This is a genomic window from Massilia sp. Masssp93 (assembly GCF_059491295.1).
Genome location: NZ_CP168502.1, coordinates 4,439,016 through 4,459,664, shown reverse-complemented (window position 1 = coordinate 4,459,664; position 20,649 = coordinate 4,439,016). Strand labels below are relative to the sequence as shown.

Below are 20,649 nucleotides of genomic sequence, written 5' to 3'. Positions count from 1 at the left end.
CCCCGGCCTCTTCGTCGACAAGCCAGTCCGGTTCGGACTGGCTTTTTTCGTTGCGCCAGGCATGGTGTGAAGCGCTCCGCAAGGCGGAATCTGAAGGACGCCGCAGGACGCGTCAGCCGACCCGCCAATACAAGTCGTAGTAGCCGTGCGCGATTTTATGGAGCGGCAGCAGTTCGTACCCATCGCCCAGGCCCGGCCCGCTCACATCCAATACATCCCGATCGTGGAAATAGATGGAATCGCCGTGCTTGGCGTGATTTTCCATACCCGTGCCGGTACAGCAGAAGAACGAATGCTCATGTGTGCAGTAGAGCTTCGGATAGGTGCGCCGGGTGGCCTGGAAGTAGGTCAACATGCCACTGTCCGGATCCTGGGACGCGAGGATGCCGTTGAACAATGCACGTTCGTAATAGTCGGCGTAGGTGGCCGATGGTTGCTCGGCGAACAAGGCTTGCGTCAGGCGCAGCATATGGTAGGTGCAACAGGTTTCCATGGTCTGGGCCGAGGCCAGATGCTTTTCGACCTCGGCGGGCGGAAAGAAATGCTCGCCGTCGCCATGTCCCCCCGTCGCAAATGAGCGCTGCTCGACCACGGTGCGCCAGAAGTAGCGCGCGGCCTGCCGGTAGTGCGCCTGTGCCGTGAGGCTGTGCAGCCGGGCGAATCCGATTACTTTCGGAATCTGCGTGTTGGCGTGCAAGCCGTCGAGCGTGTCGCTCCGCTTCGGCAAGCGGCGCCAGCAGTGCCTGGTGGCTGAAGCGCTCGGCCAGGCGCAGGTAGCGCGTCTCTCCGGTCAGCGCGTGCAGGTCCGCCAGCACTTCGCTCATGCCGCCGTGCTCCAGCTCGAGCATCTTCTGGAAGCGCGGCTCGTCGACTGGCCGCGCGGCCTCGTCGACCCAGTCGGCGATCCGCACCAGGACCGCGAGCGCCTGGGCATTCTGCCGGAGCAGGAATGCGTCGCGCAGCCCGGCCATCAACTTGTGCAGCGTGCACCAGGGCACGCCAACGACGGGCCGGCCGGCCAGACAATTGCGCAGTTGCGTATCGTCATCGGGGACGCCGCATACCAGGCCGCCATGCTCCGCTTCCTGTCAGGCGTGGAGCTCGCTGACGACGTAGTCTATCCTGGCGCGCAGCCCCTCCCGTCCGGTGGACGCCCAAGACATCGAGCAGGCGCTCAAAAAATGGCCCAGGGTGTGTCCTGGGCAAAGCCGCTCCGCCTCCCATCCGCCGTACACCGGCGCCTTCGGTTCCAGTCCCGCATTTTTCCGGAAATTGTGCAACAGGCGGTCGCAGTTCAGTGACTCGAGGTAGCGCGCGTTGAAATTTCATGTTCATTGCCGCTCCCGCGAGTAAATCCTAAAGAACAATGAGGTTTTGCAGGAGGCTCATCATTTATCTTTGTATTTGATTCGAAACCAATCAAAATCTGCATATCCGCCAGGATTTTTCGTTGAATAGTTGAATAATGCGAAGCGATAGCCCATAAAATGCGGGATGGCGTAGGTCATTTTCAACGTGTCGCCGATCCGATTCCACGCCTTTCCATCCAGGCTGTACGCAAAGGTGGCCTGGTCTTTCAGATCGGTAAAATCGCAATCGACCTTTAGATAGACTTGATTTTGTGTCAGAGGAATCCGCTGTACCTCCACCGGTTTATCGGAGGCGGCGTTGACCATGACGATCCATTTTTGCCCGTTTTCGAGCTTGACGCCAACCTGTCCGAAATTCTTCTGGAAGGCGCTGAGTCCCGCGAAATCGCCTTCCTTGATTCTGGAAACATCCACCAGGGTGGAGCCGGTGCTCGCCGGGCCGATCGTGCGCTGGGTAAGCGTATTTCTTGCCTGTACAAATGAGGTGTCGATCCGGGCTGTCTTCAGCCGGAGATATCCCTTTCTTTCCCGTACCGACCAGAGTTTATTATCCGGATTATGGTTCCATTGCCAGACCAAAGGCAATGCTGCCTGTCCTGCCTTGCGATCGAATTCATCGGAGGCAACCAGATTCGGAATCAAACCCGTGCTGGCCGGCAGGTCCAGCTTGTCCGGGGCTTTCCCGTTTTCTCCCAATACAGGCCATCCGTCTTCCCACTTGACCGGCACCAGATAAGGAATGCGGCCAACTGACCCATAATCGCGGAAAAGATAGGCGAACCAGCGCCCATCAGGAGTGTCGATCAGTCCGCCTTGGGCAATTCCTCTGTCCTGGAAAGCAACTCGTCCTTCCCACGGGCCATCGAGACTGTCTGCCCGATGTATCAGGACAGTCCGCATTCCCCCGCGTGGCGCGCATATGTTAAATAAATAATACTTCCCGTTTATTTTAAATAGCTGGGATCCTTCCGCGTTAAGGCCTATTTCCTTTCCTGTCGGGGCACTGGCATTTTCGATGAGAACTTTCTCGGGAACGCCCGGCTTCACTCCCGTCAGGTCATCCTTCAATTCAACAATCTTCAGATTTTCGGCGCCATGAATCAAGTAGGCTTTGCCATTGTCGAAAACCAGCGAATTGTCATGATACGCTGGCTCGAAGGATGTCCGCTTCCAGTTTCCTTTTTCAATGTCCCGGGTCCTGAAAATATAGGTCTTACCCGTGGTGTATGAAAACGTGGTGACGTAATACATGCCCTTATGGAAGCGCAGACTGCTGGCCCAGGTGCCCCTGCTGTATGCGTTTTTGCCTTCTGTTAAATTCAGCTCCGGCATGTCCGCCAACTTCTCATCGGCATAATTGATCATCTTCCAATTGACGAGATCGGTTGATTTCATGATGGGCACACCCGGATTCATGTGCATGGTCGTGCTGCTCATATAATAATTATTGCCAACCCTGATCATGGACATATCTGGCACATCGGCAAAAATCAAGGGGTTTTGCGCTTGCGCCAAAGCCACGCCCTGAACTGGCAAGACCAGCAACGCTAAAATGAGGCTAAGCTTATTTTTCATGGGATAAAAGAATAAATTGAGAGTTCGGCGAGATCGAGGCCGCGTGGCGCCCGTTCAGTCGACGTGTAACACGGCTGCCATCGTGCGTGGCGGTCCGAGGACGCCTGACAAACGACTGCAAAAGGTCCTGCAGCATCGCTTCCCCGCGGCGGCGGCACCAGGTGTCTGTCGGCGGCAAAGTCCTGGCCGTGGTTGTAGAGGCCGGACGCCTGCGTCGGGGCTGGCGGAACGGCGGGATCCGGGATGACGATTGGCGGCGTCGGCGTTGCCTTAGGGGCCCGGGCACGGGTGGCGAGCCGCTGCCGGCCAAGGCCGGTGCCGGCAAGAGTGCGCCTGGCATGGCGCGATGTCGCACGAATGGTCACCAGAGGATGCGCTACATTCTGCGCGCTCCCCGTGTACGCCGCAATTTTCAAAATCGCCAATGCGCGTAGCCATTTTTCTTTTGACAGGGGGAGGCAGCCAATTCTTGTTTTTGAATTGCTTGTTTTCGGGGAATGCGACGCGGTGGCCGAGGCCAGGGGAGCGGGTGCACCCGGCGACCGCGGCAACGCCCGGGTGCATGACGACCTGCCGTTCGCAGTGAGCTGCAATGAGAACGCCCGCGCGATCGGCGAACGCTTGAGGCTCGATGACTGATCTACACCAGCCAAGCGGTGCCAGGCCGCCACGGCATCGGCATCGGAGCGCCCTCGTGGCCGACCAGGGGCACCGCGGTGACCGGTTTGCCGAGCAGGTTCTCGCGCGAGCCGAGCGACGTGATCTTGAGCGTACTGCCGGGCGCGGGAACCATCCGCGCCGTCAGGTGGAAGTGGATCGCCGGCTTTTAGCCATTGCCAGCACCCTGAGCGCCGTTTCCATCCGCACCCGCCGGTACTCCATCGCCCGCGCCGCCGCGTGCACCCCGCGCGCGCGCAAGGCGTCCTGCACGTTATCGGCCGTCCAGCGGTCGATCCGCCGTTCGCCCAGCATTTTCTTCAGCAAGCCCTGGTCGTCGATCCATCGGTAAGTCATGACATCCTCCTCGTGGTGGTTGCGGACTCTATCGTCGCGCAATTGCACAGCGGCAACTTACCGAACATCAAATTCAGGAGAACCGCGCATGATTCAGGATGAGCCACGCCACCGTGATGACGACCATGCCAGTAAAGGTCACGCACGACCAGGTAAAAAACCAGGCCGACAGCAACCCCGCCTGCAGGACTTTCTCGAACAGGATGCCCAGCGCGAAATCGAACGCGGTCAGGAACGACCAGCGCCGCAGATACACGGGCAGGTAGCGGCTCATCCTGCGGTTGTGCTGGTGCGCGGCGTGCCGTTCGAAGCGGTCGCGCGCGGCGCTGACGTCGTGGAACAGCCAGTCGAAGAACAGGAACCGGTAGAGCAGGCGCCGGAACGGCATCTCGGGGGCCGGTACGGGCTGATGTTGCGTGTCCTTGTCGATCGTCATGGTTGCACCGCTCGCTTGAATGGCAGGTAATCACACCTGGCCACGATCACCCATGGTATGCCAGATGTTGCTCAGAGCACGTTCGCTGACTAACGTAGCGTGCGCGGCCCTCCACGTTTCTGAGCGGCACCAACAAAAAGCAAAACGGGCGCACGCGGCGCCCGTTCCGGAACAGCGCGAAGCCTACGTCAGCCTTCCTTCACCCGCTTGGTGATATGCGCCAGCGCCTCGTCGACCTGGTCGATCAGGATCAGGGACAGGTCGCCCGGCTGCAGGCGCGCCAGCGCCTGGTCGATGGCGACGAATTCGCCCTTGATCTCGTCGACGTGCGTCGTGCGGGTGGCGCCGGCGAGGCCCTCGCGCAGCAGGGCGACGACTTCGCCCTCCGAGCGGCCGCGCTGGCACTGGTCTTCGTACAGCAGCACGTCGTCGAAGGCTTTGCCGAGGATGCGGGTCTGGTCGCGGATGTCCTCGTCGCGGCGGTCGCCGGCGCCGGAGATCACGACCGAGCGGCGCCTGGCCGGCATCGATTCGACGGCGTTCACCAGAGCCTGAATCGCGTCCGGATTGTGGCCGTAGTCGGCGATGACCGTCGCGCCGCGGTAGTCGAACACATTGAAGCGGCCCGGCGCGTTGTCGCTTTCGCCGACGAAGGTTTTCAGACCCAGGCGGATCGCGTCCCACGCGATGCCCACGGCCCACGCGGCGGCCACGGAGGCCATCACGTTCTCGACCTGGAAGCCGACCGCGCCGCCGCGGGTGATGGGCACCTCGACCAGCGGGATGCGCTCTTCTTTCTTGCCCTGCGCCGCGACGAGGTGGCCGTCCTTGACGTAGACGATGCGGCGGCCCTGCGCGCGGTGCTTCTGCATGGTCGGGAGCGACGGGTCCTGCGCGAAATAGGTGACGTCGCCTTTCGTGTTTTCGGCCATGCCCGCGACGATCGGGTCGGCCGCGTTCAGCACGGCCATGCCGCCGGGGGCCACGTTCTGGATGATCACGCGCTTGAGTACCGCGAGGTCTTCCAGCGTGGTGATGTAGTTCAGGCCCAGGTGGTCGCCGGCGCCGATGTTGGTGACGACGCCGACCTGGCAGCGATCGAATGCCAGACCCTCGCGCAGCATGCCGCCGCGCGCCGTCTCGAACACGGCCGCGTCGACGTCCGGGTGCAGCAGCACGTTGCGCGCGCTGCGCGGGCCGCTGCAGTCGCCGCTGTCGATGCGGCGGCCCTGGATGTACACGCCGTCCGTGTTCGTCATGCCGGTGCGCAGGCCCGAGCTCGCGAGCAGGTGCGCGATCAGGCGCACGGTGGTGGTCTTGCCGTTCGTGCCCGTCACCGCGACGACCGGGATGCGGCCGTCGTCGCCCGGGGCGTACAGCGTGTCCATGATGGCTTCGCCGACGGCGCGGCCCTTGCCGAACGACGGCGAGATGTGCATGCGCAGGCCCGGCGCGGCGTTCACTTCGACGATGCCGCCGCCTTGCTCCTCGATGGGTTTCAGGACGCTGTCGCACACGAGGTCGACGCCGCAGATGTCCAGGCCGACCATGTGCGCGGCCGCGATCGCGCGGGCCGCCACTTCGGGGTGGACGTCGTCCGTCACGTCGGTGGCGGAGCCGCCCGTCGACAGGTTCGCGTTGTTGCGCAGAGTGACCCGCTGGCCTTTCGGCGGCACGGAGTCGGCGTCGTAGCCCTGCTTGGCCAGCGAGGCCAGGGCGATGTCGTCGAAGCGGATCTTGGTGAGCGACGTCGCGTGGCCGTCGCCGCGGCGCGGGTCCTTGTTGACGATGTCGACGAGCTGGCGCACCGTGTGCACGCCGTCGCCCACGACATGCGGCGGGTCGCGGCGGGCGGCGGCGACGAGCTGGTTGCCGACGACGAGCAGGCGGTAGTCGTGGCCCGGCAGGTATTTCTCGACCATGATCTCGGCGCGGAACTCGGACGCGGCGGCAAAGCCCGCGTCCAGCTGTTCGCGCGTCGTGACGTTCACGGTCACGCCCTTGCCCTGGTTGCCGTCCTTGGGCTTGATCACGACCGGCACGCCGATTTCCTGCGCGGCGGCCCACGCGTCCTCGGGGTCGGCGACGCTGCGGCCCAGCGGCACGGGCACGCCGGCCGCGTTCAGCAGGGTCTTGGTCAGTTCCTTGTCCTGGGCGATCGATTCCGCGATGGCGCCGGTGGCGTCGATCTCGGCGGCCTGGATGCGGCGCTGGCGGCTGCCCCAGCCGAACTGCACGAGGCTGCCCTCGGTCAGGCGGCGGAACGGGATGCCGCGCGCGACGGCGGCGTGCACGATCGAACCCGTCGACGGGCCGAGGCGCACGTCCTCGTCGAGGTCGCGGAGCTGCTTGAGCGCGCCGTCGAGGTCGAACGGCTGGTCGTTGCGGGCCGCGGCGCACAGCTGCTCGGCCAGTTGCATGGCCAGGCGGCCGACGTCTTCCTCGCTGTATTCGACGACGACCTGGTAGACCCCGCGCTCCAGCGTGGCGGTCGTGCGGCTGAATGTGACGGGGCAGCCGGCCTGCGCCTGCAGGGCGAGCGCGGCGACTTCCAGCACGTGGGCCAGCGGGATCTTGTCGTCATGACCGGTCGGCTGCAGCGCGCCGATGTCGGGGAACAGGGCGCGCAGGCGCGCCTCGAAACCGGACAGGGCGCCGATCGATTCTTCCTCGGGCGCGCAGGTGACGATCGCCTCGATCGACGTGTGATGGCTCCAGAGGTTCGGGCCGCGCAGGGCCCGTACGCGTGTTACTTCCATGGGTCTTTCCTTTAGGGTCTTGCGGCGCCAGAGCTCCTGGTAGCTGGCGCGCACCGGCCCGGTCATGCCGGGCACGTATCTTTATGAGGCTTTGCCCTTCTTTTTGCCGGCTGCGTCGAAGGTGCGCAGGCCGGCGCAGATCAAGTCGGTCGGCACGTCCAGCGCCCAGCCGGCCAGCGCGGCGGCCAGCAGGGCGTCCGGCTGCGCGGCGGTGGCGGGCCTGACCTTGTCGATGCCCAGCAGCGGCATGTCTTCGCTGCCCTGCGCCAGGACGATGTGGCCGTCGCGCACGAAGGCGACGCGGCCGCCGGCGGCGCGGTGCGCGCGCAGCACGTCGTTGGCTTCGTCCTGCGCGTAGAACAGCACGGCGCCGTCGCAGAGTTCGGCCAGCGCGGCCACGCGCGGGTCATGCGCGTTCAGCACGGCCGCGCCGTCGGCCAGCACGACGTCCACCTGGCTGCGCACGACGTTGTACAGCGCATCCTCGTCGCGCACGTACAGGTCGGCCACGTCGGCCACGTTCCCCATGTCGGTCACGATGCCGACCTGGCAGCGGTCGTAGGGCAGGCCTTCGGAAAGGATCGTGCGCGCGTTCGATTCGAACACGGCGGCCTGCACGGTGCGGTTGATCAGCAGGCGCTGGCCGGCGTCGAAGCCGGTGCCGTCCTGGGTCGTGACCTGGCGGCTGTCGAGGAACAGGCCGTCGCGGTTCGCCACGCCCACGTGCTTGCCGGACAGGTTCAGCACGGTGCCGACGAGGCGCGCGGCCAGCGCGGCGTCCGTGGTGCCGGTGACGCCCACGAGCGGGATGCGTCCCGTCTCGCCATCGGCGAACAGGTGCTCGACGATCGCACGGCCGACGTTGCGCGGCTCGCCCTGCGCGGGCTTGATGTGGGCGAGCAGGCCCGGGCTGGAATTGACTTCGATGATGGCGCCGCGCTGTTCTTCCAGCGGACGCGCGATGTCTTCGCACACGAGGTCGATGCCGGCGATGTCCAGGCCCACGACGCGCGCGGCCAGCGCGGCCACGTGGGCGACGTCCGGGTGCACCTCGTCCGTGACGTCGTCGGCCACGTTGCCGTTCAGCTGGATCAGCACCTTCTGGCCGGCCTGCGGGATCGAATCCGGGTTCAGGCCCTGGCGCTTGAGATCGAGTTTCACTTCGTCGCTCTCGGCCGGCACCACGGGGCTGAGCGGGAATTCTTCCGAGTTGCCGCGGCGCGGGTCGATGTTGATCTGGCTGTCGCACAGCTGGGTCACGGTGGATGCGCCGTCGCCGACGACCCACAGCGATTCGCCCTTTGCCGCCGCGACGACTTTCGAGCCGACGACGAGCAGGCGGTGTTCGTTGCCCGGAATGAAGCGCTCGACGAGGACGGCGCTGGAATCGCCTTCCTCGGACGCGATGGCGTACGCGGCGTGCACGTCCGTTTCCGACATCAGGTTCAACGATACGCCGCGGCCGTGGTTGCCGTCGACCGGTTTGACGGCGACGGGCAGGCCGATGTCCTGCGCTTCTTCCCACGCGGCTTCGCGGCTGCGCACGACGGTGCCTTCCGGTACCGGCACGCCGCAGGACCCGAGCAGGGTCTTGGTGAGGTCTTTGTCGCTGGCGATGGATTCGCCGATGGCGCTCGTGCGGTCGGTCTCGGCCGTCCAGATGCGGCGCTGCGCGGCGCCATGGCCCAGCTGCACGAGATTGCCGTCGGTCAGGCGGATCGACGGGATGCGGCGGTCGGTGGCGGCTTCGACGATGTGGCCCGTGGACGGGCCCAGGCAGTAGCGGTCGACCAGTTCCGTCAGCTCGTCCACCTTGCCCTGCAGGTCGAACGGGGTATCGTTGATGGCGGCCATCAAGAGGGCGTGGCCGGCTTGCAGCGCGGCACGGCCGACGGTGTCGTCGCGCGTGCGGAATGCCATTTTATAGATGCCCTGGTCGGCCGTGGAGCGGGTCTTGCCGAAGCCGGTCTTCATGCCGGCCAGGTTTTGCAGTTCGAGGACGATGTGTTCGAGGATGTGGCCGGCCCACGTCCCGTCGCGCAGGCGCTCCAGGAAACCGCCGCGCTCGCCGACGCCGCAGCGGTGTTCGATCAGGCCCGGCAGCCAGGCGGTCAGGCGTTCGTAGAGGCCGGGAAGTTTGTTCGAAGGACATTCTTCGAGTTCGCCGATGTCGAGCCATGCTTCGATGACAGGGCGATAGGTCCAGATGTTCGGTCCACGCAGGTGGTTTACACGAAGAATTGCAATGTCTTTCTTGTTTGTCATGAAAATATCCAGCCACGCGACGACCGCTCTCTCATCGCGTGGCGTTGCCTAAGTTTGCACATCGTTGGTCAAAGACGGCGCCGGATCACGGCCCGTCTTCCTCTCTTTCCACAATGCACATGTTGTATACTTGCCGGAACGAAGCTTACCGTGCCGAACCGATTTCTGCCAGTCGGGCCCCTCCGATAGAATACCGTACACGCCCACGCGCCGCCTTTCAGCCGGCGTGCGTGTCAACGGCAACACCGCCCACAACGTTCCATCGTACAGATCTGCCAGCCTTTGGCTGCTCCAATCCCGAAATAGAACCGGAAACTTTGCCTTTACCGGCGGCATCACATGACAACTCAACAACTCGTTCCCTCCGTTCCGCCGGCGTTGACCGCCGGTTTCCTGCCTGAGCACTGGCAGGCGGACGTCGCGAAAAAGCTTGCGCCCGGGGAAAACGTTTTAAACAGCGTCGAGGTTGACCTCGATGCGAAATTACGTTTCACCAAAGGTATTCTCGTCGTCACCAATTATCGCCTGCTCACGCGCGCGCCCGGCGACACGATGTGGCGCGACTGGCCGTATCGTGCCGGTTTGACAATGCGCCATTACGACCACGGCGGCGTCGGCCACCTCGAACTGACCGACCAGAACGGCTTGCTGGCGGCCTGGCGCTTCACCCTGGGCCAGAACCTGCAGGCCATCCGCGTCGTCGACCAGTTCCACGACCAGGTCGACAGCCACGTCAGCGGCGTCGCCGTGCAGCCGCCCGAACAGCACACTTGTCCGAGTTGCAAGGCGCCGCTCGAACCGGACCAGGAAGACTGCCCGATCTGCACGAAGGTCCTCCACACCCCGCCGTCGACCTGGACGCTGTTCCGTTTGTGGCGCTTCGCCAGGCCGTATCGCGGTCAGTTGCTCGTCGGATTCTTGCTCATGTTGGCAAGTACTGGCGCACACATGATTCCGCCATACCTGACGATGCCGCTGATGGACAACGTGCTGATCCCGTACCAGAACGGCAAGCACATCGACACGCGCCTCGTCTACCAGTACATGGGCGGCCTGTTCGCGTCCTCCATCCTGGCCTGGGCGCTGGGCTGGGGCCGCACGTACATCCTGGCCCTCGTGTCGGAGCGCATGGGTGCCGACATGCGTTCGGAAACCTATGAACACCTGCTGCGATTGTCGCTGGAATTCTTCGGCGGCAAGCGCACGGGCGACCTCATGTCGCGCATCGGCAGCGGCTCCGACCGGATCTGCGTGTTCCTGTCGCTGCACCTGCTCGACTTTTTGTCGGACGTCCTCATGATCATCATGACGGGCGTGATCCTGTTCAGCATTAACGCCAAGCTGGCGCTGATCACGCTCGTGCCGCTGCCGTTCATCGCGTGGATGATCCACGTCGTGCGCGACAAGCTGCGCACGGGCTTCGAAAAGATCGACCGCGTGTGGGGCGAGGTCACGAACGTGCTGGCCGACACGATCCCCGGCATCCGCGTCGTGAAGGCCTTCGCGCAGGAACACCGCGAAGCGTCGCGGTTCCGCGAAGCGAACAAGCACAACCTGGCCGTCAACGACAAATTGAACAAGGTGTGGTCGCTGTTTTCGCCGACCGTCTCGCTGCTGACGGAACTTGGCCTGCTCATCATCTGGTGCTTCGGCATCTGGCAGGTGAGCCAGCAGGAGATCACCGTCGGCGTGCTCTCGGCATTCATCGCGTACAGCGGCCGCTTCTACGTCCGCCTCGATTCGATGAGCCGCATCGTGTCCGTCACGCAGAAATCCGCGTCGGCCGCCAAGCGCATCTTCGACATCCTCGACCACGTGTCGAGCGTTCCGGACCCCGTCAATCCGGTCAAGCTGGACAAGGTCGAAGGCAATATCGCGCTGCGCGAAGTGGGCTTCCGCTACGGCAACCGCGCCGTCAACCGCGGCATCTCGCTGAACATCAGGGCGGGCGAGATGGTCGGCCTCGTCGGGCACTCGGGTTCCGGCAAGAGCACGCTGGTCAACCTGATCTGCCGCTTCTACGACGTGGCCGAAGGCGCGATCCTGCTGGACGGCCGCGACATCCGCAGCTTCGCGGTGGCCGATTATCGCCGCCACATCGGCCTCGTGCTGCAGGAGCCGTTCCTGTTCTTCGGCACCATCGCGGAAAATATCGCCTACGGCAAGCCGGACGCGACGCGCGAAGAGATCATCGCGGCCGCCCGCGCCGCGCACGCCCACGAATTCATCCTGCGCCTGCCGCAGGGCTACGATTCGATGGTCGGCGAGCGCGGCCAGGGCCTGTCTGGCGGCGAGCGCCAGCGCATCTCGATCGCGCGCGCGCTGCTGATCGATCCGCCGATCCTGATCCTCGACGAGGCCACGTCCTCGGTCGATTCGGAAACGGAAAAAGAGATCCAGAAGGCGCTGGACAACCTCGTGCAGGGCCGCACGACGATCGCCATCGCGCACCGACTCTCCACCTTGCACCGCGCCGACCGCCTCGTCGTGCTGGACCGCGGCCAGGTCGTGGAAGAGGGCAACCACGACGACCTGATGGCGCGCCAGGGCGCCTACTTCCGGCTGTACGAGGCGCAGGCGCGCAACGTCGACCAGGACCCGGACGACGGCAACAAGGAAGACTGAACGATGACCACTTTTACTTTACGCCGGGATGCGTTCGGCAAGCTGGTACTGACGAACGGCGACGGCGAGGAATTCGTCGGCGTGGCGCCGGTGCGCTCGTTCCCCGTGCAGGCGCCGACGAAGGGCATCTCGCTCGTGCGCGACGGCGGCAAGGAAGTCGCGTGGATCGACGACCTCGAGACCCTGCCGGCCGACCTCCGCGCGCTCGTCACCGATGAACTGGACGGCCGCGAATTCATGCCCGCGATCGAGTCGATCAAGGCCGTCTCCAGCTTCGCCACGCCGTGTACGTGGACCGTCAAAACGGACCGCGGCGACACCGAGTTCGTGCTGAAAGGCGAGGAAGACATCCGCCGCCTGGGCGCCTATTCGCTGCTGATCGCGGACAGCCACGGCATCCACTTCCTCATCCGCGACATGTTCGCGATCGACAAGGGGAGCAGGAAGATTCTGGACCGGTTCCTATAAGCGTTCCTGGCTGATGCGGGCGCTATCGTGGCCAGGAATTCACGGCTGGCGGGATCTGGATCCTGTTAAGGCCACCTCGAAAAACCTCGGCCAGGCTGACGATGGCTGAGTAACATCCTGACATCGACGCAGCCGGCGAGTGTCGTCATGATGAAACCCCGGCTCAGCCTTTTTGCCGAGCAGGAGCGCGAAGACCGGCGAGCAAAAACAGGCGATCCTTTGGTCGGTCTGGCCGAGCACGTCGATTTTGAGGCGCTGGCCGCGTGCATCGATGCAGCGACACCGCGGCCTTCGCGCGCCAATGGTGGTCGGCCGCCGTACCCGACAGTCTTGATGATCAAGACCCTGGTGCTTCAACAGTTATATAACCTTGCCGACGACGCGCTGGAGTACCAGTTGCTGGACCGTCGCAGCTATAACCTCAAGCGATTGGTCTTCCTGAAAGAACATCGGGTGGCACCGTTCTAAACCAGCAGTTTGGCACCCTGCGCTTGCCAAACTGACCTCATCCAGATACGAGCGGCTATCGAAATCACGTTGATGGAGCCGCGTAGCAACGCCGAATCAAGCACTACATTGCCTGGCTCATGCCGAAAGCCGGGTTATTCGACGTGGCCTTAACTTATGACGCAATCTCCTCTATTTTTCTCCTTGTTTTTATTTTGACTGCGCAGGCGGAGATAATATCAAAAGCAAAGATCATCGTGAAGTATGCGGCAATGAATATAAAGTCAGAAAGGGCAGCTGCTCCATGCAACACTTGGTACGCATTAAGGTCTCCTATGATAGTGACAGATACTTGGCCAACAGATAATGCCATATTTCCAAGGAAATCATATATAGTATGCATTCCTATTGCCAGCAAAAGCGAATTCCATCTAAGAGCGACGCTTGCATAAAATATCCCGCTGATTATGATTGTTGCCATTATTGAGAAATGGCAAAGATAAAAGATTAGCGAGGATAAAACTATGGCATATATCGGTCTCATCCTTTTTAGAAGCGAGCACAGAAGAAACTTTCTGAAAATTATTTCTTCCGAAACAGCTGCGCCAAACGCATCAATTAGAAACATTGGCCAACGGCTGTAAGGAATTAAAGATTTTACGAAAGATAATTCCTTTTCTCTGAGCCCCAAGGCGAAGAGAATGAATAGCACAAGAGCTATATATGAAATACATAGCACGCCCTGCCAAGCTATACTTCGCATAGCGGTATTTCTTTCGACGTACAGCAACAACAGCACTGAGCAAGTGACCATTATTGCTAGGTTCCACGGTCCCGCATTGCCTTTATCTATCGCAGCCCATAATTTTGCCACGAACAAAACAGGCAAAAAAAGCCAAATGTTGATTTTTTTTATATGTTCCATCTTCTCTGGATTTCATTTGCGCCCCAACCTATTAAGTTGGGGCGTCGATTGGTTAGTTAAATATCATCTGGCGATAGATATTGTTAAATCCGCCATCCGATGCGGACTCATCTGCCGTTTTGCTTTTGCGCAGCGTGAGACAATGCATCGGATTGCGCCGATTGCGTATTGCCAACAGCCCCCATCCAGCCACTCCAGTTCACTGTCTCAACGGTGTCTCCAAGTGTTTAGACTCGTGGGATCGTGTACCCATCCGTAGCTGGCCGCTTTTCAAGGCCAGAAACGTTTTGCGTACACTGTTCCAATTCGATCTTTCACTGGCAATTCAATGATCCAAGCGCTCCACAGCCAAGCCCGTACGACCCACCTGATCCGCGAGGAAAATCAGGAACTCGACGCTCCCACAAGCCGAACTGGCCAGACTGAACAACGTCACTCGCCAGACCATCCGGAAGTGGCAAAACCGCGATACACCGGAAGACAAATCGAACGCGCCGGTCAAGATGTACACCACGCTGTCGCCCGAACAGGAACTCATCGTGGTGGGACTGCGCAAAACGTTGCTGCTACCGACCGACGGCCTGCTGACGATCAGGCGTGAATTCATCAATCCTGCCGCCTCTCGCGCCGGCCCGGGACGCTGTCAGCGCCGTCATGGGGTCTCGGACCTGCGCGATCTGGTCGAGCAGGAGGGCGCCACGCCGGTCACGAAAAAGCTTTCAAGGATTACGAGCCGGGCTTCGTGCACATCGATATCAAGTACCTGCCGCAGATGCCCGACGAGACGTCGCGCCACTACCTGTTCGTCGCCATCGACCGCGCCACGCGTTGGGTCTACATCGAACTGAATGCCGACCAGACCGGCAGCAGCAGCGTCGATTTGCTGGCGAAGGTGCGGCAGGCCTGCCCCGTCAAGATCGTTAAGCTGCTGACCGACAACGGCAGCCAGTTCACTGATCGCTTCACGGCCGACGGCAAGAAAAAGGAACCCGGCGGCACACACGTGTTCGACCGGCTGTGCAAGCAGTTCGGCATCGAGCATCGCCTCATTCCGCCTCGCCACCCGCAGACCAATGGTATGGGCGAGCGGTTCAATGGCCGCGTCAGCGACATCGTCAACCAGACACGTTTCCGTTCAGCCGCCGACCTGGAATCGACGCTGCGCAATTACGTCAAGATTCATAACCACAGCATTCCGCAGCGGGCGCTCAACCATAAAATACCTGTTCAGGCACTCAAGGACTGACACGAAAAACGCCCTGAATTGTTCAGGAAACGCGTGTATAACCAGCCGGTCTCGACATTTAAAGACCACGCAAGGACGACATTCCTGATTTGCAACAACAAATGCTCAATTGCACGGCTGCGGCATTCGCTTCGTCACCGTGTCATGCTTGTCACTGGCAAAGGCATCGGTGAATTTTTCTCCCGGAATCTTTAAACTTGATTGATCGCTCGTCCTTCCGGTTGGCAGCGAGGCAGGTGGATAAGCGCTCATTTTTCCCTTGCGTGTCCGTGGCGTGACAAGTGGACAATTCTGGACCGCTGTCCGAGCCTCAGCGTTTGCTACGCAAGCTGGCCGCATGCTTCGGGTACAGTAGCGGCAACGCAACAAGGAGGCCCGCATCGAACCCGTCCACTTCGTCGTCGTCACGATCGGCTCGGCCGGCGACCTGTTCCCGTTCCTGGCGCTGGCCCTCGCGCTGCGCGCGCGCGGCCACCGCGTGAGTTTCCTCGCGCCGGAGCAGCACGGTCCGTGGGTGCGGCCGACAGGGTTGCCGTTCACCGGCCTGCCGGCCGATGAAGCCGTGCTGCGCGACCCGGACCTGTGGCACCCGACGCGCGGCTTCGGCGTCGTCTGGCGCGCGACGCGGCCGGCGATGGCGCGCATCGTGCCGTTCGTCGAGGCGCTGCCGGCGAATGAACGCTGCGTTCTGCTCGTGCACCCGCTCGCGCTGCCCGAGGCGGACCTGTGCCGCGCGGTGCATCCCGGCGTCAGCATCGCGGCGGCCTACCTGGCGCCGGCGAACCTGGTGACGGTGCACGATCCCTTGCTGGTCGGCCCGTGGCGCGTGCCCGCGTGGGTGCCGCTGGCGGCGCGCCGCCGCTTCTGGCGCTGGGTGGGCAAGCGCTTCGTCGATCCCGTCGCGCTGGCGGACGTGAACGCGGCGCGCATCGCGCGCGGGTGCGCGCCCGTGGCGACGCTGGTCGACTGGATCGCGGCCGTGCCCGACCTGTCGCTGACCTTGTTCCCCGACTGGTTCGCGCTCACGCAGCCGGATTGGCCGCAGCCGCTGGTCCGCGGCGATTTTCCCCTGTTCGATCCGAACGCCGATGCGTCGCTGGCCGCCGGTCTGCAAGCGTTCCTGCAGGCCGGCGCGGCGCCGCTCGTGTTCACGCACGGCACCGGCAACACGCAGGCGGCGGCGTACTTCCGCGCTGCCTGTGCGGCGGCCGCGCGCCTGGGCCGGCGCGCGATCTTCCTCACGCCGCATCGCGACCAGGTGCCGCCGGACCTCCGGCCGACGATGCTGTGGCAGGACTATGTGCCGCTGCGACTCCTGCTGCCGCATGCGGCCGCGCTGGTCCACCACGGCGGCATCGGCACGACGGCGGAGGCGCTGCGCGCGGGCACGCCGCAGCTCGTCGTGCCGCTGGCGCACGACCAGTTCGACAATGGCGCGCGCGTGGCGGCGCTCGGCGTCGGCGCGAGCCTGCCCGCGGGGCGGCTGAACGATGCACGGCTCGCGCGCAGGCTGGACGCGTTGCTGGCGGCCCCCGGCCTGGCGAAGCGCACGCGCGCCGTGGCGCAGCGATGCCGGCCGCGCGCCGGCGTCGACAGGATGTGCGCCGCGCTCGACGACCTCGCGGCGACCCGGCAACAGGGCGACGTCCATTCCTGAAGCAAGCAAGAATATGGGGCGATCGTCAACGGAGAGGCGGACATGCAAAGAAGCGCACTCGTCGTGGGTGCCAGCGGCATCGGCGGCCATGCCACGGCACGGGAACTGCTGGCCCACGGCTGGACCGTGTACGGCCTGGCGCGCCGGCCGCCCGCCGATCTGCCGGGACTGATCCCCGTGCCGGCCGACCTGCTGGACCCGGAGCGCCTCGGCGCGGCGCTGGCGACGGCGTTCGGCAGCGCCGGACCGACCCACGTCTTCATCACGACGTGGATGCGCCAGGACAGCGAGGCCGAGAACATCCGCGTCAACGCCGCCCTCGTGCGCAACCTGCTGGATGCGCTCAGCCATCGCAAGACCGTGCGCCACGTGGCGCTCGTCACGGGCCTGAAGCACTACCTCGGCCCGTTCGACGCCTATGCCAGCGCCGGCACCTTGCCCGACACGCCGCTGCGCGAATCCCAGCCGCGCCTCCCGCTCGACAATTTTTATTATGTGCAGGAGGACGAGGTCTACGCCGCGGCCGCCCGCGACAGGCTGACGTGGACCGTGCACCGGCCGCACACGGTGATCGGCATGGCCGTCGGCAATGCGATGAACCTCGGCACGACGCTGGCCGTGTACGCGTCGATTTGCAAGGAAACCGGGCGCCCCTTCCGGTTTCCCGGCTCGCAGGCGCAGTGGGAAGGACTGTCCGACGTGACGGACGCGCGCATGCTGGCCAGGCAGTTGCGCTGGGCCGCCGACACGGATGCGGCGCGCAACCAGGCCTTCAACGTCGCGAACGGCGATGTGTTCCGCTGGAGCTGGTTGTGGCGCCGGCTGGCCGCGTGGTTCGGCGTCCAGGCGGCCGGTTTCGAGGGCGCAACGCAACCGCTCGAGGCGGAGATGGCGAACGATCACGCCGTGTGGCGCGCGATCGCGACGCGCCACAAGCTCCACGAGGCCGACTTGAACCGCCTCGTGTCGCCCTGGCACACGGACCTCGACCTCGGCCGGCCCATCGAAGTGATGACGGACATGGCGAACAGCCGCCGCCTCGGCTTCGCGGCGTGGCAGTCGACCGAGGACTCGTTTTTCGACCTGTTTTCCGAACTGCGGGCCCGCGCGCTGATTCCCTGACGGTGGCCGAGCGCACGGACGGCCGGGTGCGCGCGTGCTGAAATAGGGCATCGTGACGCATCCGGAGCCGCAGGCATGCCCGACCCATCCAGCAAACCGCCGCCGAAGACCGGCTACGTGCGCGTGCGCGGCGCGCGCGAGCACAACCTGAAAAACGTCGACCTCGACATCCCGCGCGACGCCCTCGTCGTGTTCACCGGCGTCTCCGGCTCGGGCAAGTCGTCGCTCGCGTTCGGGACGCTGTACGCGGAAGCGCAGCGGCGCTACCTGGAGTCGGTGTCGCCGTACGCACGCCGCCTGTTCCACCAGATGCCCGTGCCGGAAGTGGACGACGTCGACGGCCTGCCGCCCGCCGTCGCCCTGCAGCAGCAGCGCGGCACGCCGACGACGCGTTCGTCCGTCGGCAGCGTCTCCACCTTGTCGAATTCGCTGCGCATGCTGTATTCGCGCGCCGGCGACTATCCGCCCGGCCAGGAGTTGCTGTATGCCGAATCGTTTTCGCCCAACACGGCGGAAGGCGCCTGCCCGCAGTGCTCGGGCCTCGGCCGCGTGTACGACGCGACGGAAGCGTCGATGGTGCCGGACGACAGCCTGACGATCCGTGAGCGCGCCGTCGCCGCGTGGCCGCCCGCGTGGCACGGCCAGAACCTGCGCGACATCCTCGTCACGCTGGGCTACGACGTCGACACGCCGTGGCGCGACCTGCCGAAGAAGGTGCGCGACTGGATACTGTTCACGGACGAGACCCCGACCGTCCCCGTGTACGCCGGCCTGACGCCCGAGGAAACGCGGCGCGCCCTGAGGCGCAAGGACACCCCGAGCTACCAGGGCACGTTCAGCGGGGCGCGCCGCTATGTGCTGCAGACCTTCGCGAACACGGAAAGCGCATCGATGAAGAAGCGCGTGGCGCGCTACATGGTGAGCACCGAATGCCCGCTGTGCCAGGGCCGCCGGCTGCGCCGGGAAGCGCTCTCCGTGACGTTCGCCGGCATGGACATCATGACGCTGTCGCGCGTGCCGCTCGAACGGCTGGCGCAGCTGCTGCGCCCTTACGTGGACGGGACGGAACCCAGGGGCAGAGCGCGCAGCGGCAAGCATCCCGAGCAGCTGATCGTCACGCAGCGCATCGCCGCGGACCTGTGCGCGCGGCTCGACACGATGCTGGCGCTGGGCCTCGGCTACCTGGCGCTGGAGCGCAGCACGCCGACGCTGTCGCCGGGCGAGCTGCAGCGCCTGCGCCTGGCCACGCAGGTGCGTTCGAACCTGTTCGGCGTCGTGTACGTGCTCGACGAGCCGTCGGCCGGCCTGCACCCGGCCGATACCGAAGCGCTGCTCGACGCGCTCGCGCGCCTGAAGGCGGCGGGCAATTCGCTGTTCGTCGTCGAGCATGCGCTGGATGTAATCCGCCACGCCGACTGGATCGTCGACGTCGGCCCGCAGGCGGGCGAGCAGGGCGGGCAGATCCTCTACAGCGGGCTTCCTGCCGGCCTGCGCGACGTGGCCGGCTCGCACACGCGGCGCTACCTGTTCCCCGACGCGGCCGATGCGATCCGCCCGCCGGCGCGCACGCCGCGTACGGCGACGGGCTGGCTGCGGCTGGAGGGCGTCACGCGCAACAACCTGCACGACTTGGCCGTCGCCTTCCCGCTGGGCGTGATGACGGGCGTGACGGGCGTGTCCGGCTCGGGCAAGTCGACGCTGGTGAGCCAGGTGCTCGTCGACCTCGTCGGCGCCGCGCTCGGGCAGGGCGGCGCCGCCGACGACACCGAGGAGGGCATGGACCTCGAACGGGAGGCCGACATCCCGACCGTCGGCCACATCGCCGGTGCGCTGCACGGCATCCGCCGCCTCGTGCGCGTGGACCAGAAGCCCATCGGCCGCACGCCGCGCTCGAACCTCGCCACGTACACGGGCCTGTTCGACCAGGTGCGCAAGCTGTTCGCCGCGACCCCGGCCGCGAAGAAACGCCGTTACGACGCCGGCCGGTTTTCGTTCAATGTGGCCAAGGGCCGCTGCGAGCATTGCGCGGGCGAGGGCTTCGTGATGGTCGAGTTGCTGTTCCTGCCGAGCGTGTACGCGCCTTGCCCCACCTGCGGCGGCGCGCGCTACAACGCCGACACGCTCGCCGTGCGCTACAACGGCCGCAACGTCGCCGAGGTGCTCGGCATGACGGTCGACGAGGCCCATGCCTTCTTCGCCGCCGAGGAGCCGGTCGCGCGACCGCTGCAGGTGCTGCGCGAGGTGGGGCTCGGCTACCTGCGGCTGGGGCAGAGCGCGACCGAGCTGTCCGGCGGCGAAGCCCAGCGCATCAAGCTGGCGACGGAATTGCAGCGGACGGGACGGGGCGGCACCCTGTACGTGCTGGACGAACCGACGACGGGCCTGCATCCGCTCGACGCCGACCGCCTGCTGGCCCAGCTCGACCGCCTCGTCGACGCCGGCAACACCGTCATCATGGTCGAACACACGATGCGCGTCGTCGCGGCCTGCGACTGGGTGATCGACATCGGCCCCGGCGCGGGCGAGGCCGGCGGCACGGTCGTGGCGGCGGGGCCGCCGGCCGAGATCGCCAAGGCGCGCGCGAGCCGCACGGCGCCGTACCTCGCCGCGTTCCTGCCCGGGCGGGCGACGTGAACGTCGGCGACTGCGTTCTAACGTCGTCTATTTTTGCTGTAAATACTCGGCAACGCCACGTAACGCCGCCGACTTTGCGAAAAAACACGTTCAAACGAACGCGCCG

At 64.4% G+C, this 20,649-nt stretch carries 14 protein-coding genes and 2 pseudogenes; 8 read left to right on the top strand and 8 right to left on the bottom strand.

Features of this window, described 5'->3' with window-relative positions; all coding sequences use genetic code 11:
* Positions 1 to 112 precede the first annotated feature (112 nt).
* The 3 genes and pseudogenes from ACEN9Q_RS18325 to ACEN9Q_RS18315 all read right to left on the bottom strand — a co-directional run bounded on the left by ACEN9Q_RS18325 (position 113) and on the right by ACEN9Q_RS18315 (position 2,945).
* Positions 113 to 727: a beta-L-arabinofuranosidase domain-containing protein gene (locus ACEN9Q_RS18325; protein WP_495625561.1), complete on the bottom strand. Its 615-nt coding sequence runs from the start codon at positions 725 to 727 to the stop codon at positions 113 to 115.
* Between the two features lie 64 nt (positions 728 to 791).
* Positions 792 to 1,280 (bottom strand): annotated as a pseudogene (locus ACEN9Q_RS18320) (beta-L-arabinofuranosidase domain-containing protein); the annotation flags it as partial.
* A gap of 108 nt (positions 1,281 to 1,388) precedes the next feature.
* On the bottom strand, positions 1,389 to 2,945 hold the full coding sequence (locus ACEN9Q_RS18315) for a glycoside hydrolase family 43 protein (protein WP_056440541.1): 1,557 nt from the start codon (positions 2,943 to 2,945) through the stop codon (positions 1,389 to 1,391).
* Positions 2,946 to 3,341: 396 nt separating this feature from the next.
* Here ACEN9Q_RS18315 and ACEN9Q_RS18310 point away from each other — a divergent pair, with 396 nt between their 5' ends.
* Positions 3,342 to 3,584, top strand: coding sequence for a hypothetical protein (locus tag ACEN9Q_RS18310; RefSeq protein ID WP_495625560.1), 243 nt, complete (start codon positions 3,342 to 3,344; stop codon positions 3,582 to 3,584).
* A gap of 162 nt (positions 3,585 to 3,746) precedes the next feature.
* Here ACEN9Q_RS18310 and ACEN9Q_RS18305 read toward each other — a convergent pair whose 3' ends face one another.
* The 4 genes from ACEN9Q_RS18305 to ACEN9Q_RS18290 form a co-directional block, all read right to left on the bottom strand.
* Complete coding sequence (locus ACEN9Q_RS18305; protein ID WP_157201825.1) at positions 3,747 to 3,959, bottom strand: hypothetical protein; 213 nt, start codon at positions 3,957 to 3,959, stop codon at positions 3,747 to 3,749.
* A gap of 73 nt (positions 3,960 to 4,032) precedes the next feature.
* The gene (locus tag ACEN9Q_RS18300) at positions 4,033 to 4,395 is read right to left on the bottom strand and encodes a hypothetical protein (RefSeq protein WP_157201824.1); all 363 of its coding nucleotides are present in this window, start codon (positions 4,393 to 4,395) and stop codon (positions 4,033 to 4,035) included.
* Between the two features lie 188 nt (positions 4,396 to 4,583).
* Entirely contained in the window at positions 4,584 to 7,154 is a 2,571-nt protein-coding gene (gene cphA, locus ACEN9Q_RS18295; protein ID WP_495625559.1) for a cyanophycin synthetase, read from the bottom strand.
* Positions 7,155 to 7,235: 81 nt separating this feature from the next.
* The gene (locus ACEN9Q_RS18290) at positions 7,236 to 9,419 is read right to left on the bottom strand and encodes a cyanophycin synthetase (protein ID WP_495625558.1); all 2,184 of its coding nucleotides are present in this window, start codon (positions 9,417 to 9,419) and stop codon (positions 7,236 to 7,238) included.
* A gap of 339 nt (positions 9,420 to 9,758) precedes the next feature.
* Here ACEN9Q_RS18290 and ACEN9Q_RS18285 point away from each other — a divergent pair, with 339 nt between their 5' ends.
* The 3 genes from ACEN9Q_RS18285 to ACEN9Q_RS18275 all read left to right on the top strand — a co-directional run bounded on the left by ACEN9Q_RS18285 (position 9,759) and on the right by ACEN9Q_RS18275 (position 12,980).
* On the top strand, positions 9,759 to 12,044 hold the full coding sequence (locus tag ACEN9Q_RS18285) for a cyanophycin metabolism-associated ABC transporter (RefSeq protein WP_082547899.1): 2,286 nt from the start codon (positions 9,759 to 9,761) through the stop codon (positions 12,042 to 12,044).
* Positions 12,045 to 12,047: 3 nt separating this feature from the next.
* A complete protein-coding gene (locus tag ACEN9Q_RS18280; protein ID WP_056440530.1) occupies positions 12,048 to 12,512 on the top strand; it encodes a cyanophycin metabolism-associated DUF1854 family protein in 465 nt (154 codons plus the stop codon).
* Between the two features lie 147 nt (positions 12,513 to 12,659).
* On the top strand, positions 12,660 to 12,980 hold the full coding sequence (locus ACEN9Q_RS18275) for an IS5 family transposase (RefSeq protein WP_056440527.1): 321 nt from the start codon (positions 12,660 to 12,662) through the stop codon (positions 12,978 to 12,980).
* A 154-nt stretch (positions 12,981 to 13,134) separates the two neighbouring features.
* Here the strand turns inward: ACEN9Q_RS18275 and ACEN9Q_RS18270 are convergent, their stop codons facing one another.
* Positions 13,135 to 13,884, bottom strand: a complete 750-nt coding sequence (locus tag ACEN9Q_RS18270; protein ID WP_082547898.1) for a CPBP family intramembrane glutamic endopeptidase — start codon at positions 13,882 to 13,884, stop codon at positions 13,135 to 13,137.
* Positions 13,885 to 14,212: 328 nt separating this feature from the next.
* On the opposite strand from ACEN9Q_RS18270, the pseudogene ACEN9Q_RS18265 reads away from it, so the two are divergent.
* The 4 genes and pseudogenes from ACEN9Q_RS18265 to ACEN9Q_RS18250 all read left to right on the top strand — a co-directional run bounded on the left by ACEN9Q_RS18265 (position 14,213) and on the right by ACEN9Q_RS18250 (position 20,543).
* Positions 14,213 to 15,130 (top strand): annotated as a pseudogene (locus tag ACEN9Q_RS18265) (DDE-type integrase/transposase/recombinase).
* 379 nt (positions 15,131 to 15,509) lie between these two features.
* A complete protein-coding gene (locus ACEN9Q_RS18260) occupies positions 15,510 to 16,787 on the top strand; it encodes a nucleotide disphospho-sugar-binding domain-containing protein (protein ID WP_495628970.1) in 1,278 nt (425 codons plus the stop codon).
* 42 nt (positions 16,788 to 16,829) lie between these two features.
* Positions 16,830 to 17,909: an SDR family oxidoreductase gene (locus ACEN9Q_RS18255; protein ID WP_495625557.1), complete on the top strand. Its 1,080-nt coding sequence runs from the start codon at positions 16,830 to 16,832 to the stop codon at positions 17,907 to 17,909.
* 75 nt (positions 17,910 to 17,984) lie between these two features.
* Positions 17,985 to 20,543: an excinuclease ABC subunit UvrA gene (locus ACEN9Q_RS18250; protein WP_495625556.1), complete on the top strand. Its 2,559-nt coding sequence runs from the start codon at positions 17,985 to 17,987 to the stop codon at positions 20,541 to 20,543.
* Positions 20,544 to 20,649: the final 106 nt, after the last annotated feature.